The organism is Clostridium sp. CM042 (genome assembly GCF_055080995.1).
In genome coordinates this window covers 2,883,970-2,899,757 of sequence record NZ_CM143646.1, presented here as the reverse complement: position 1 = coordinate 2,899,757, position 15,788 = coordinate 2,883,970, and the positions used below count along the sequence as shown (strand labels likewise).

General features: G+C 33.5%; 7 protein-coding genes. 1 reads left to right on the top strand and 6 read right to left on the bottom strand.

The window, feature by feature from the left end:
• Window positions 1–266: 266 nt before the first annotated feature.
• A complete protein-coding gene (gene addA, locus ACWJJ7_RS13870; RefSeq protein WP_462962600.1) occupies window positions 267–4,115 on the bottom strand; it encodes a helicase-exonuclease AddAB subunit AddA in 3,849 nt (1,282 codons plus the stop codon).
• The gene (gene addB / locus ACWJJ7_RS13865) at window positions 4,115–7,705 is read right to left on the bottom strand and encodes a helicase-exonuclease AddAB subunit AddB (protein WP_462962599.1); all 3,591 of its coding nucleotides are present in this window, start codon (window positions 7,703–7,705) and stop codon (window positions 4,115–4,117) included. Before addB ends, addA begins: the two co-directional genes overlap by 1 nt.
• A gap of 332 nt (window positions 7,706–8,037) precedes the next feature.
• Between addB and ACWJJ7_RS13860 the strand changes: the two genes are divergently transcribed.
• Entirely contained in the window at window positions 8,038–10,119 is a 2,082-nt protein-coding gene (locus ACWJJ7_RS13860) for a methyl-accepting chemotaxis protein (protein WP_462962598.1), read from the top strand.
• Between the two features lie 519 nt (window positions 10,120–10,638).
• Here ACWJJ7_RS13860 and ACWJJ7_RS13855 read toward each other — a convergent pair.
• The 4 genes from ACWJJ7_RS13855 to ACWJJ7_RS13840 form a co-directional block, all read right to left on the bottom strand.
• Complete coding sequence (locus ACWJJ7_RS13855; RefSeq protein ID WP_462962597.1) at window positions 10,639–12,363, bottom strand: phospho-sugar mutase; 1,725 nt, start codon at window positions 12,361–12,363, stop codon at window positions 10,639–10,641.
• 918 nt (window positions 12,364–13,281) lie between these two features.
• Window positions 13,282–14,673 (bottom strand): nucleoside recognition domain-containing protein, encoded by a 1,392-nt coding sequence (locus tag ACWJJ7_RS13850; RefSeq protein ID WP_462962596.1) that lies wholly within the window; start codon window positions 14,671–14,673, stop codon window positions 13,282–13,284.
• Between the two features lie 16 nt (window positions 14,674–14,689).
• Window positions 14,690–15,451, bottom strand: a complete 762-nt coding sequence (locus ACWJJ7_RS13845) for a FeoB small GTPase domain-containing protein (RefSeq protein WP_462964999.1) — start codon at window positions 15,449–15,451, stop codon at window positions 14,690–14,692.
• Window positions 15,452–15,530: 79 nt separating this feature from the next.
• Window positions 15,531–15,776 carry a FeoA family protein gene (locus tag ACWJJ7_RS13840; protein ID WP_462962595.1) on the bottom strand — a complete coding sequence of 82 codons (246 nt, stop codon included), beginning with the start codon at window positions 15,774–15,776 and terminating at the stop codon, window positions 15,531–15,533.
• Window positions 15,777–15,788 lie beyond the last annotated feature (12 nt).

Here is a 15,788-nt window from a genome sequence, read left to right as displayed (position 1 = left end):
CTGGAAGTGACTCCAAATAAGAAGAGCAGAAACATTGAAAATTCATTTAGTAATTCTTGTTTTGCTAATATTAAATTCTCGTGAGCCTGACAGGAAGCCAGGCTAGCGAACCTGAGGCAGGAAGCCGAATATGAGTGTCAGGGGATTTAATATTCACAAAATGCTAGAATTACTTAATGAATTTTCACGTTTCAATCTCTTATTTGGAGTCACGCAGGAGAAAGTTATACGGATGCACCCTTTTGTTCTTATTATTTGAACATGCCTTATTTAACGTCTACGGCTTCATCGTTACTGAATAAATATAGGTAACTTTCTTTAACTTTTTTCCCAAGTGTTGCTTCAATTGCCTTTGCATAATAATCTAGCTGAGATTTATATTTCTCTATTAAGAAATTTACATCTCCATTTTTTAAGGAGTCTGTTTTATAATCCACTAAAATTATCTCTCCATTTTCCTCAAAATAGCAGTCTATTATTCCTTGAAGCATTATTTTTTCCTCTCCATATATTTCGATCGGGAGATTTTTATCTATATCTGTTGACTTAATTTCCATATGAAATGGTACTTCTCTTTTTAAAGTTTTTTGGTTATAAGCTTTTATCATTCTTTGTCCAAGATCTGTTTTAAATAGCTTTAATAATTTATCGATCCGGACGGATTTGCCCTCTTCTTTTGAGATTAGCAATTTTTCAACATAAGTCTCAATTTGTGATCCTATTTCACTTGTGGTTGTCACTTTAGTTAAATCTAATCTTTGTACCACTGCATGCATAGCGGTTCCTTTTTCTGCTGGAGTTAATCCCTTCGCCTCTTCTAGAAATTTAGGTTTATTTATAAGTTTTGGTTGGTACATATTGTTTGAATCACCTTCAGTAATTTCTGCATTAAATTTTCTTTTAAGCTCTGTTACTGTAAGTACTGTAGGCATTTTTGTGGACATTTCATATTTATAAATAAATCCTAGCCTTTTTTCTATTTCAAAGATGAACTTCTCATCTGTAGGTTTTTCCTGAAGTGCTGTTAGCTTTTCCTGTGAGCTAACAGTAATTTCTTCTTCATAATTCTCGCTTTTCTTTATACTTTCTCTATTCCAGAACCTTACCGCAAAGCTTGCAGGATGACTTAATAAATACGTTGTACTATCATCTATTTCAATTAGTTCACGCAATGGTTTTCCGTCTACATGTCTTATTACCGCCGGTACTATCCAATCTAAATAGCTTTTACCTTTTAAAATTTCATATTCTCCAAGCTTTTCACTATTTTCTTCTAAACTAGAACTCATTCTAGTTAAATTTTTCTCTATATTTCTCATTGACCCAGTTATTATTAGCTTTTCCTTTGATCTTGTTAACGCTACATATAACACCCTCATTTCCTCTGCGAGGCTTTCTATCTTTATTGTCTTTTTAAGCGCTTGTTTTAGAACTGTTGGATAAGAAATCCTTCTAATTGGGTCAACAAAATCTGGACCGTAACCTAATTCATGATGAAATAATATACTCTTATTTATATCCATTAAGTTAAAGTTTTTTCCCATACCGCTTAAAAATACTACAGGAAATTCCAACCCTTTACTTTTATGAATACTCATTATCCTAACTACATTTTCATTTTCCCCTAAGGTTTTAGCACTACCCATGTCTCCACTACTTATTTTTAACTTGTTTATGAAGTTTATAAAATTAAACAGTCCCTTGTAACTAGTTTCTTCGTATTGCCTCGCTCTTTGGAAAAGCACTCTTAAATTCGCTTGTCTTTGGATTCCTCCTGGCATTGCTCCTATATATCCATAATAACCAGTGCTAGTATATAAGTGCCAGATGAATTCATCAATGGGCATATACGTGCAAATTTCTCTAAAGTTATTTAAGTTTTCAAGGAATTTACCGAGCTTTTCTGATTTCTTATAGCCTTCTAACTTTACCATTGCTTCATAAAAACTTACTTCCCTTTGACCTACTCTTATATCTACCAGTTCCTCTGAGGTAAACCCTCCTATTGGAGAACGAAGAACTGCTAGCATAGGAATATCCTGTCTTGGATTATCTATAATCTGAAGTAGACTCATGATTATTTGAATTTCTATGGTACTAAAATATCCTGTGCCTGTATCTGCATACACCGGTATGTCTTCTAGCTTCAATTGTTCTAAAAAGGAGGGTGCCCAATTTGAGGTGGCGCGAAGTAATATTACAATATCCTTATATTCAACGTCTCTATAACCTTTTATTTTTTTGTCATAAATTTTAAAAGCTTTTTCATCTTTATGTAGCATTAATTCTTTTATTCTTTTTGCCACAATTCTAGCTTCTAATTCAATATTTGTAGGGGTTTCATCCTCATTTGTTTTGCCCTGTCCCTCGGCTTCAGTTCCATTAGTTGTTAACCGTCCCTCATCTTCGACTTCTTCGGCCTCGTTTTCTTCTCCTGCATCTTTAACTTCCTTTTCAATAAGATGTAGCTCCACTGCTCCGCCTATTACTCCAGGACCTTCAAGTTCATCAAAGTGAGCTCCCAAATTTAACGCTTCCTCATCTGTATAGTCAAGATCTCCAATGTTTTTGCACATTATTTGTTTGAAAATATAGTTTACTGCATTTATAACTGGCCCACGACTTCTAAAATTTTTGTATAGAGTTATTTTTCTGGTTTTTTCCCCGTCAATTTTTGAATAACTATTGTACTTTGCTAAGAAGAGCTCTGGCCTTGCCTGCCTAAATTTATATATACTCTGTTTTACGTCTCCTACCATGAATACATTTGGAAAACCTATTTTTTCTCTTGAGATTATATTTAATAGAGTCTCTTGCACCATGTTACTGTCTTGATATTCATCTATCAAAATTTCTTCGTATTTATTTCTTAGCCCAACCGCTACTGCGGAAGGTTCTGGTTTTCCCTGAGCGTCTATTACGACTTCCCCCTCTTCATTTTTTTCCATCAAAATGTCAAGACAGTAGTGCTCAAAATCATTGAAATCTATAATTGAACGTTCCTTTTTCTTTTCTCTATATTTTTCCTGTAAATCTATAACAAGGTTAGATAACTCAAGCATTTGTGGATACAATGTTTTTATATCTCTTAATGCAGTTTCTGAATTCGCATTCATTATTTGCTGCCCCAGTTCCCCTAATTGTTTTTTCACCTTATTTCTTATGTCTTGTACTACCTTTTGTTTTTCCTTATCTTTGCAAGCCTTTATTGTGGTGAGTTTTGGGAAGCTTAAACTTTCAAATGCTTCTGCTAAGCTTTCAAAGCAATTGTTAGCAGCGCTTATTAAATCTGCAATTAACTCTAAATCTGCTTTGAACACTTCGTAATATAATGCTATAGCTTCATTGTTTTCTATGATTTTTAATGCTTTAATCATTACTTTTTCAATGCCTAGTAACTCTATTTTAACATCTTCCATTAAAACCTTTGCCCAAGGAGTATCACTAAAACTATACCCATCTTTTATGTTAAAATCCTCTGCAGAATCAAGAAGCCACTTTGTTGGATTTGTAGAACTCATGGCAAAGTTATAAAGGCTTAGTACTATGGATTGAATACCTAAATCCTCTTTATTATTACTATAGGATTCAACAAGGTTTAAAAAACTAGAGTTATTTTCATCATTCATTGTCACATATCTTTCTTCAAATAGTTCCTCTAGAGCTTCTTGTTTTAAAAGCACTGCCTCTGTTGCGTCTGCTATTCTAAAATTAGGATCTAAATCTACTATATGAAAATTGCTTCTAATAACCTCAAGGCAGAAGGAGTGAATAGTTGTAATGCTGGATTTATTTAATAAGGTTAACTGTCTTTGCAGTAGTTTGCTTTGCGGATTAATACGCAGTTCCTTTGAAATAGCAGCTGCTATTCTCTCCCTCATTTCGGATGCAGCTGCGTTCGTAAATGTAACTACTAAGAGCTTATCTATATCTGTAGGCCTCTCCTCATCTGTTACTATCTTTATTATTCTCTCAACTAGTACTGCTGTTTTACCTGAGCCTGCCGCTGCGGCTACTAGAATATTGCAGTCACGGGTATAGATAGCCTTTTTCTGATCCTCTGTCCATGAAACTCCTGCTTCCACCTGTTTAATTTCATTCTCTTTCTTTATCATTACTCCTCATCCACTCCGATCTCTTGAGTATTTACACTATTTTGCTCAGTTTCGACTGATGATAAGAGTTCCCATATTTCCTTGTCTCTCTTATCTTTTATTATCTTATAGGTATTTTCCTTTAGTGTAGGATCAAATTGGCAAATAGCCGTGTATTCACAGTAAGCACAAGGGGTAGCGTCCTTTTTCTTATATGGCTTTATGTCTATTTCTCCACTTAACATTTGCTCACAGGTGCTTATTAGGTTTTCCTTTACATGGTGCAGTAACATTTCAAACTGCTCCTTAGTTGCAACTGATGATCTTGAGCCTAACTTCCCATCTTTTTTAAGAGATGCTGGAACAACTAGAGAGGCGCCCTCAATATTTCTATCCATTTCCCTGATTATCTTAGTATCTGCAAGCAATAATCCTTTCATTTTTAAAGCCTTCATTATTGCTTTTTCTAGTTCTTCTTCATCTAAATTATTTTTAGCTTTTATTACTGGGTCATCTATTTTAAAATACAGTATACCTGCCGGGAAAATTGGCTCCTCTGAAATCTTACTCTCGCTCTTAAGCATGGCATCTAAATACGTCAATAGCTGTATTTGAAGTCCATAGTATACATCAGATAGTTTAAAATCCTTATTTCCAGATTTATAATCTATTATCCTGTAAAATTCTTCTCCCTCATTAATTAACTTATCCACTCTATCTATCCTGCCCACTAGATTTACTATTTCCCCTGTGGATAGCTCTACTCTTATTGGTGGATAATCTCCATACTCAAACCCAAAAGATACTTCGTAGCCAAATGGTTCAAATCCACTATTTTTCATTTGCTCAACTATCACCAATATAGTTCGCTTTAAAACTCTTTTTAACCGCTCGGTAAAGTACTTGTACCTTGGGGTACTGTTCAATATATAGCCACTTATGCCTTCCTCTGCTTCTTTTTCGACAATGCTTTCTATATTTTTTTCACACCATTCGCGCTGAAGATCCGCCCATTTTATTTCATTTTTATCCACAAGCTTTGAAAAATTATCAAGTACACTGTGCATAAAGCTACCTAAGTCTGGAGATGAAAATGTAAAAGTTTTTCGCTCCTTAGCTTTTAGGCCATATTGAACAAAATATGCAAAGGGACACTCTTCATATTTTTCTATTCTAGATACGCTAAAATAATTTTTGTCTCCATAAAGTAGTTTTACTTTTTCTTTCTCAAGCATTTTCATTTCATTTTTGTAGTCAAAGCCCTGAAACATGGTATTGCTTTTTTCTCGAAACTTAGGGTCCTTTTGGTACCACTTATAAACCTCAATCCAAAGTGGCGATATAACTCCATCCTCTAAATATTTTCTTAGAGAAAAGATCAAATCATTAAATGTTGGAACTTTAGCACACACCTGCTGCATATCACCCGCTTCTTGTAGCCCTTCATTAAACTGCGTTATATTACTTTCTTCTATTAGACCTTTAAATAAGGCAATAAATCTAGATATTACAATAGAAGGTCTTAGAGTTTTGCCTTCATAATCTGCTATAGGATAACTTATATTTAAATATTTACTTGGGATGGTTATTATAGCATAGATTAAATACTGCTCATTAAACACCTCAGTTTTTGTGTCATTTGCCAATTCTACTGCATTTTCTTTTAAAATCATTCTATCATTGTCTGTTAATATTCCATCTTCCTTGTTTGCCATTGGGAATACTCCATCATTTACCCCTATAATGTATAGTGCACTTATGTCATGACTTTTTATACGCTCCACGCTGCTAATTGTTACTCCATCTAGTGCAGGCGGAATAATCCCCATTTGATGTTTACTAAAGCCCATGGATAGTACTTTTACAAAATCCTCAAGGGATAGGGTTTCATTGCCAAGGACTTCCACCATCTGATCTAGTAGCTCCATAACTAAGTTCCATATTTTACTGTACTCGGTAACGAGCTCTTGCGCACCTTCCCTTTTGAAATTTTCTATCCACTCTTCTATTGTTTTATATACATTTATAGTTTCTAGAAATTCAAATAAAGTTGTGCATATTTTTATGGTGCTACATCCGCCTTTTAATTTTTCTTTGAATTGTAGTAGTGGATTTATGACTTTCTCTCTAGTTTCATTTAGAATTTTAATAGTGGCTTCTATTCTTTCAGCTTTGTCCTCAGTAGAACCTGCAACTTTTTCTACAGGTTTCTCTGAAGCTTTTTCTGAAGCTTCGTCTATGCCAGCTTTATCATTGTAGTAATCTCTAAAATAGTATTCTATTTTCTCCTGCCATAAATCAGGTTCTGTCCATTTTCTTTTGCCCTTTATACCCGCTGCTATTACGAAGTTTTCTAGTATGTCTATATGCTGCTTTTCTATATCTAAAAGCCCTGTTTTAAGATACCTAAACATTGCCTCATAGCTAAAGTTCTTAGTGAAAATCTCAACGACTCCGGTTATTAGCACAATTAAGGGGTTACTTGTTATATCCTTTTTCTTATCTATAAATAATGGAATATTATATTCTGTAAATATGGCTTTAATTAACTTTTCATAGGAAGGTAAGTCTCTTGTTACTACTGCTATCTTATTAAATCTTATATTCTCATCCCGGCATAGCCTTAAGATATCCTTTGCCACATGTTCCACTTCGCAGTATCCATTAAGAGCTTTAAATACCTTTATGTTTTCACATTTCTCAACACTTGTTGTATATGGGAATGCAAAATAATTTTTTTCAAGAAAAGCTAGTTCTTTATTGTTTTTAAATTTATATTTTTTATTACCTTTTAGCTCTATAGGCACTTCGATACTTGTCCCACTATCCTCTGCTAAACTTAAAAGCTTATTTTCTGTAAACTTTATGGAATAAAATGCATCAGATTCCTCCATACATTTTGAATGCTCTGAGCTTTTTAGTGGCAGCGTTATATTTATCCTCTTAGCCTTTTTATATAGCTTTTCAAGTATTCCATACTGCTGTGGTGTAAAGCCTGTAAACTCATCGATCCAAAACTCAGAACCATCAAAAATATTACATTCATCAAGAGCACTATTTAAACGTGTTAAATCATCATCTGGATCCACGTAGTTTTTATTTAAAATATTATCAAATTCTCCATATATAAGGGATAAATCCATTATTTTATCTACTAGCAATAGGTTTTCTCCTAAATTGCCTAATGTCTTATTTAAATCTTCAACAGAAACATTATATTTTTTAAACTCTGTAATTGCACCGACTACATTATCTACAAATCCTTTTTGCCTAGCCGCGCCTTTAAATACCTTGAGTTCATCTTTCTTTTTTTGAAGTATGCTATGAATAAGCATTGCCTTTCCTGAGGCATCCATAGGTTTACGGGTTATGCCTCCAACCTCACTAAACACTTTGTACGCTAATCTATTAAAACTAAGTACTTGGACGTTTTTTATTCCTGTGGATCCAACTACTTTTATAAGATTTTTTTCAGCTTGAAAGGAAAATTGTTCTGGGACCAAAAGTACTAAGGGCTTTTCGCTCTCGACCGTACTTCGTTTTTTTATATCCTCTAAGCAGAACGTACTCTTCCCTTTTCCAGCTCCTCCGTATATAAATCTTAAACTCACAAAAACACGTCCTTTCCTTTAATTTATTATATATATTATACCATGTATATTTTTCCACATAGTGCGCTTTGTATTTATTATATTATACCATGTGGGACATATTAGCTTTGAATGTTTAACGACATAATAACTTAAAATTTTTATATATTAGGCTAAATAAAATTAGCTGACGAAAAAGTTGAAATGAATTATATAAATATTATACATATTATTAATATAATTGCATTTATTTCGTCATATATTTACATTTTTTTTTAAATGTAACCCTTTAATATAACTTTTAGTATATACTTATTACATATATGTATAAATATAAGAAAAGGGGTCTGAAAATGAAATCTATAAAACATCAACTAATTATCATTGCTATATTAGTAGTAGGCATACCATTTTTAATATCAAATTTAGTTTCTGATCATTACATGTCGAATGAATTAAAAAAAGATGTTTACGAGAGTAATCAGGTTTTAGCTAAAACTATCGGTAACAGTGTTTTAGATTATATGACTAAATCTTACGCTTTAACTGAGGAATTAGTAAAGAGTAAAGCTGTCAGTGATTTTGTGCCTGCAAATCAAACTGAAGCCATTAAAGGCACTATGGAAAGAAATCCATATTTCAGTTTATTTTGTATTCAAGATTTAAAAGGTGATCAAACTTCTCGTTCTAGCGGAAATCTTGCGAATAGAGCTGATAGATGGTGGTTTAAACAATCCATTGAGACAAAAGAGCCTTTTATTTCAAAATCATATTTAACAGTTAATGGTGACAATTATGCAATAAATTCTATCATATATCCAATTTACAATAAGGACTCTAAGCTCACAGGTGTAATGGATGCTGATTTAAAACTTGAAGAATTGCAAAATATAGTTAAAAAATATAGCACTAAAAATACTTATGCCTATGTAATAGACGGAGAAGGTGCAGTAATAGCCCATCCTGATAACAATCAAGTTTTAGAAATATACAATTATAAAAGTATGACTAAAACAATTAAGGTAAAAGATTCATCTGGCAATGTGGCAAAAGATGCCCAGAGCGTTGCTAAAACAGAAATTAAAAATATTAAAGTTCCAGAAGAATTAAAAAATATAACAAGCTCTGCATTAAGTGGTAAAAAAGGAATTACACAGTATGTAGATACAAATGGGGATAAAGTAATTAGTGCTTATGATACTATAAAACTCCCTGGCAATTCAGATAATTGGGCTGTTATAACCGTTGAAAAGGAATCTGATGCTCTTGCTGCCATAAAAGGTATTAGATACAAAAATATAATTTTCGCTATTATATTATTAGTACTTACTTCGATAATTGTAAGTATATTATCTAGGAACATTACTAAGGCAATTGATAAAATAAAGAACTTAGCAGTAAGATTATCCTCTTATGATTTGTCAAAAGGAATTGATTTAAAAAGAAAAGATGAATTTGGACAAACAGCAATAGCACTAAATACTGCACAGGAAAATATTAAAGAGCTGGTTAAAGAAATCGTTAATAATTCTTCGAATATGAGTTCATCTTCGCAGGAACTTTCAGCTACAGTACAAGAAATAACATCTAAAATAGAAATTATAGACCGTTCAACAGAGGAAATAAATAAAAATACTCAAGAAGCAAGTGCTACATCAGAGGAAATAACTGCATCTGTTGAGGAAGTTAACTCTAGTATGGATGTACTGTCTTCAAAGGCTATGGAAGGTAGCAACAACGCTTCACAAATAAAAGGAAAAGCTAATCAAGTCCAAATAGAGGCTAAAAAAGCGTTAGAAGAAAGTGCTAGTATTTATAAAGAAAAGGAAAAAAGGATATTAAAAGCTATAGAAGATGGACAAGTTGTAGCTGAAATAAAAACTATGGCTGATGGAATTGCAGCTATTGCAGGACAAACTAATTTGCTTGCATTAAATGCAGCTATTGAAGCTGCAAGAGCAGGAGAGCAAGGAAAAGGTTTTTCAGTAGTTGCTGAGGAAGTAAGAAGACTTGCAGAACAATCCGCCGAAACTGTAAATAGCATTCAAGGTATTATAGTAAAAGTTCAAGATTCATTTAACAATTTATCGGTAAATAGCAGTGACCTGCTTAAATTCATTGTAGAAAATATTAACCCTGTTTTAGAACAATATGCTGCAGCCGGCATTCAATATGGCGCGGATGGAGAATTTGTAAGCTCCATGTCAGATGAAATTGCATCAATGTCAGAAGAGGTAGAAGCCACAGTAAATCAAGTTAGTACAGCGGTACAAGTTCTGTCACAAAATTCGCAGCTTTCTGCAGAACGTACAGGAGATATTAAGGCTAATATTGGTGAAACATCATTAGCTATGGGGCAAGTCGCACAAGCATCACACCATCAAGCACAGCTTGCACAAAAACTTAATGAGTTGGTTCAGAGGTTTAAAGTTTAGAGGCATTTGGAAATACTTAAAATTAACGACATTTCAGAAGGAAAGTCCCCCAACTTCTATAAGTGGTGGTATTTACCACCGAAAAAAAAGAAAACTTCATTGGGAGTCTAAATCTCCTTCTGAAGTCGTTAATACATCTTCTGTGAAGATGTTGCAGCTTCGCAGAAGATGATTTAATGTGCCCTAAAATTGGCTTGTCTATTTAAGACAAGCCAATAATTTCCCCCTAATAATTATGAACCATAATAGACGTGTAAAATTACACGCCTATTTTAATTCCTTTTCACTTAGAGCATCAATATAATCTTTACCTTATTTGAGCCCTATTCCAGTAGCCATTCTATATTTTTTAAACAAGCATGGGACAAGTAGTATAATCACTGTAATCCAAAATGACACAATCAGTATCTGATAATGCATTAAGGATGAATTAAATGTATTGAAGGACTCATGCAGTGCAGCCGAATGCATTCAGAGTAATGCATGAATCCCTTTAATATATTATATTACTTAGTATGTTTATTTTGTGCTTTGAAGTTTCCCTATAATTATCTCTTTCATTTCTACCAATTTTTCTTCTGCTGCTTTTAAAGTTTCTCCCTTTGAGTACATGTATATTTTAATTTTTGGTTCTGTACCTGAAGGTCTTACAGCATACCAGCTCTCATCATCAAAGTAGAATTTAAGTACATTAGATACTGGAATTCCACTAGATTCTTCTGTGCCATTAATTACGTCATAAGATTTTTCTATATCGTAATCTATATATTTAGTAAGCTTCGCAGTGCCTATTGTATTTGGATTATCTTTTCTATATTCTTCCATCATTCTAGAAATTCTTTCTTGTCCTTCTATGCCTTCTAGAACTATAGATATTAGGTTTTCTCTATAATATCCAAATTCCTCGTATATCTCATTTAGTATATCTATTAGAGTTTTTCCTTGTGATTTATAGTAGGCTGCTGCTTCACATAAAAGCATGGAAGATATTACTGCATCTTTGTCACGAACGAAAGTCCCAGCAACATAACCAATGCTTTCTTCGTATCCAAAGATAAATTCATAGCTATCGTCTTTCTTAAAATCATTGATTTTACCACAAATATTTTTGAAGCCTGTAAGTACTTCGAAGGTTTCTACTCCATATTTCTTAGCTATAGCTCTTCCTAAATCCCCTGTTACTAGCGATTTTACTATGGCGGCATTGCTAGGAAGTGTGCCATTTTCTTTCATCCCTTCTATGACATACTTTATTAATATAGCACCTGTTTGATTACCATTAAATGCAACATATTCACCCAACTTGTCTCTAACCATTATGGCAAGTCTATCACAATCTGGGTCTGTAGCTATTAATAACTCTGCCCCTTCTTTTTTACCGAGCTCTTGCGCATATTTGAAGGCTTTTACATCCTCTGGGTTTGGATATCCAACGGTTGTAAAGTCTGGATCTGGGTTTTCTTGCTCTGGTACTACTATTATATTAGTAAACCCCCTTTCCTTTAGCACTCTTCGTACAGGCATATTTCCAGTACCATTTAGAGGCGTATAAACAATTTTTATATCTTTATCTATGTTTTCTCTTAAAGCTAGCCCCTTTACTTTCTCCATATACTCATCATCCATGGCATTCCCAAGCATTACTATTAAGCCTTTTTCCTTAGCTTCCTCAATATCCATAATTTCTATGGTATTAAAATCTGTAATGCTCTGAATTTTTTCTGTTATACCATTTGCAATAGATGATAAAATTTGGGCACCATCTTCCCAATATACCTTGAATCCGTTGTATTCTTTAGGGTTATGGCTGGCAGTCACAACGATTCCTGCAGAAGTACCTAATGTTCTTACTGCATAAGATAGTTCTGGCGTAGGTCTTAATTCCTCAAATAGATAAGCCTTTATTCCATTTGCTGCTAAAACTTGTGCTGCTGTAGCTGCAAATTCAAGAGAAAAGTGCCTGCAGTCATAAGCTATTGCTACGCCTCTATCCATATATGCTTGTCCATAATCTTTAATGTAATCTGCAAGCCCTTGAGTTGCTCTTGAGATAATGTATATGTTCATTCTGTTAAGCCCCGCACCTAATTTTCCTCTTAGTCCTGCAGTTCCAAACTCTAAATCCATATAAAACCTATCTTGAATTTCTTTATTGTCTTTTGCTATTGACCTTAATTCTTCTCTAGTCTTTTCATCAAAGTATTTATTATTTAACCATTCTTCATATTTTTTTATATAAGTCATTTTAACTCCCACCTTCCAAATAATTACCATTTGATAACATTATACATTACTTCCTATGTATTTTAAACATCTAATAGCATTTTTAGGATAAATTTTACATATAGCAATAAATATCTGTAACAAATTATTCTTTTGAGCATATAATATATTAGGATACATTAATGACACTTCGGAAGAAATTCCTCCTTGGATGCGATTGTGCTTATTATTATTTCAACAATAGTTAATAACCATTAATTAATTATTTATCCTTCTGGAATCATTAATTGTATCTTTTTAGTGGATTATCAATATAACCTTTACTTTAAAATGAAAGGGAGTAGTTCGTAAGGCTTTGCCTTATACATCAAATCGACATACTGGCTTACGCCCGGTTTGGTGCAAGATTTTCTTGGAACAAGACTTTTGTTTTAGCAAATTCGCAAGATTTGTTAAAACAAAAGTCTTTATTTTTTCCATATATATTTGTGAGGGACAGTTTAATGTTCAATTAGTTGTTAACTGTCCCCAAGGTTTTTGATTAGGCTAATGTTTAATTAGTCATTAACTGTCCCCAAGGATTTTGATTAGGCTAAAGTTTAATTAGTCATTAACTGTCCCTAAGGTTTTTGATTACGCTAAAGTTTAATTAGTTATTAACTGTCCTTAAGGTTTTTGATTAGGCTAAAGTTTAATTAGTCATTAACTGTCCCTAAGGTTTTGGATTAAGTTAAAGTTTAATTAGTCATTAACTGTCCCTAAGGTTTTTGATTAGGCTAATGTTTAATTAGTTATTAACTGTCCCTAAGGATTTACCCAGACTAAAATTTAATTAGTTGTTAACTGTCCCTAGGTTTACCCAGACTAAAATTTAATTAGTTGTTAACTGTCCCTAAGGGTTTAAGGTTTTGACTACATGAAAATTCTATAAGGTTTTGACTACATGAAAATTCTATAAATTTGGGTGGTACAAAAGCAAATGATTATAGCAATGGCTGTGGGCATTAATACAGATAATATTGTCCATTTTATACTTCCGGTTTCTTTTTTGATAGTCCATACTGTTGTGGCGCACGGAAAGTGCAATAGTGAAAATAACATTGTGTTTATTAGTGTTAAGTATGTCCACCCATTGTTTAGCAAAATCTCCCTAAGCTGATCTATACTTTCAAATTCGAGCATAGCTCCTTTAGATAAGTATGCCATTAAAAGAATAGGCAGTACGATTTCGTTTGCTGGAAATCCTAAGATAAAAGCTATCAAAATAAAGCCGTCTAAACCTATGGCATTTGCAAAGGGATTCAGAAAATTTGCTGCATGAGCTAGTATACTTATATCGTTAACCATGACGTTTCCAAGAATATAGGTTATAGCACCAGCGGGCACAGCTACCATTATGGCTCTTCCTAACACAAACATGGTCCTATCAATTATAGATGTATATAATACTCTGCCTAGTTGAGGCTTTCTATAGGGTGGCAGCTCTAATGTAAAGCTTGAGGGCATACCTTTTAGTATTGTTTTTGATAGTGCATAGGATGTTAGTAATGTAATGCCTATACCTATAAGCACTAAAAGCACTACCATCAGTGCAGCTATAACAGACCTACTAGCAGGCGTTAAACTCACTCCTACAAACACCATGGATAGAGCTATAAGAGTTGGGAATCTACCATTACAGGGTACAAAATTGTTAGTTACAATGGCTATAAGCCTCTCTCTTGGAGACTCAATTATTCTGCAGGCTATTACCCCGGCAGCATTGCAACCAAATCCCATACACATGGTTAGCGCTTGTTTTCCATGACAGCAAGCTTTTTTAAAAGCATGGTCTAAATTAAAACATATTCTAGGCAGATATCCACCATCTTCAAGTAGTGTAAATATAGGAAAGAATATTGCCATAGGTGGAAGCATTACGGCTACTACCCAGGCGAAAGTTCGGTATACTCCTAGTACTAAAAGGTTATTTAGCCAAAGGGGGACTTGTATATAGATAAAAAACAAACCAATCTTTGCTTCTATCCAAAATAAGAATTTTGACAAAAGCTGTGAAGGGTAATTTGCTCCCTGAATTGTAATCCAAAATATCACTGCTAGCAGTAGTATCATTATCGGGATACCCGTTTTTTTAGAGGTAACTATGTCATCAATTTTTTGCTGAGACAATAACCTTTCAGTGTCTTTTACAACAGTTTTTCTTGTTATATCCTCCGCCGTTTTATAAATAGTTTCTACAATGGTATCTCTTATATTTTCATTGTTTTGGGTTCTAAAAAGTTTTGATTTTTTTAAAATCGCCTTGATATTTGCGTCTTCCTTTACGTTCAATAATTACACCTTCCTACTAATTACTTCTTAAGTCATAACCTAAAAATTTGCTTATAGAATTTAAAAGCGATTCATCTCCATCTAAAAGTCTTAATGCAAGCCATTTAGCATTAATTTTGTCCTTAAAAATTGAAATAAGCATTGGGGTGAGCTGCTGCTGCTGCTGCGTAATACTTTTAGGATATTGAATTTGTACGGGACAGGTATGAATTTTATTAGTGCATAAATCATATATGGTATCTTTTAAAATATTCATGCCTATATTACTTCTTGCAGTAGTTGGCACCACCGGTATACCTAATTCCTTTGATAAATCTTCTATATTTACTCCTATGTTTTTACTTTTAGCCTCATCCATCATATTTACACAAGCTATTACCTTATCAGTAATCTCAAGCACCTGCAAAAGCAAGTTTAAATTTCTCTCAATACACGTGGCATCTAAAACAACCACTGTTACGTCTGGCTTTCCAAAACATATAAAATCTCTAGCTACTATTTCTTCGACAGAACTTGCAAGAAGAGAATAAGTGCCTGGTAAATCCACAATAGTAAAGTCTGTACCTTTATGACCAAATTTTCCTTGAGAGTTTACAACGGTTTTCCCTGGCCAATTTCCTGTATGTTGATGAAGTCCGGTCAGTGCATTGAACACTGTACTCTTTCCTGTATTTGGGTTTCCTGCAAGTGCAATGACATAATCCTCTTCTTTTGATTTCTCTACATTAAAAAGATCCTTTAACCCTTGCTTATTGCTAGAACTGTAAGTTAGCCCCATCATATCTTCTCCTCTCTCTATTATTATTTATAACGATTTTGTTCTGAAATGACATTAGGCAGTCATTGTAATCTAATAGCTACAATTCTATGCCTTTTACCATAATATTTTGTGCTTCTTCTTCTCTTAGTGCAATACAAGTATCTCTTATAAGATATGCCGTAGGATCTCCAAAAGGGCTTTGCCTAAGTACGTGGATGGTGGTGTTTGGTACTATACCTAAATCCAGCATTCGTTGTCTTGATAAACCTTCTGAAAGCAATTTTACCACTTGTACTTTTTCCCCTACTGCAATTTCTGTTAGTTTTACTATTAATTTTTCCATTTTTTCACCTAC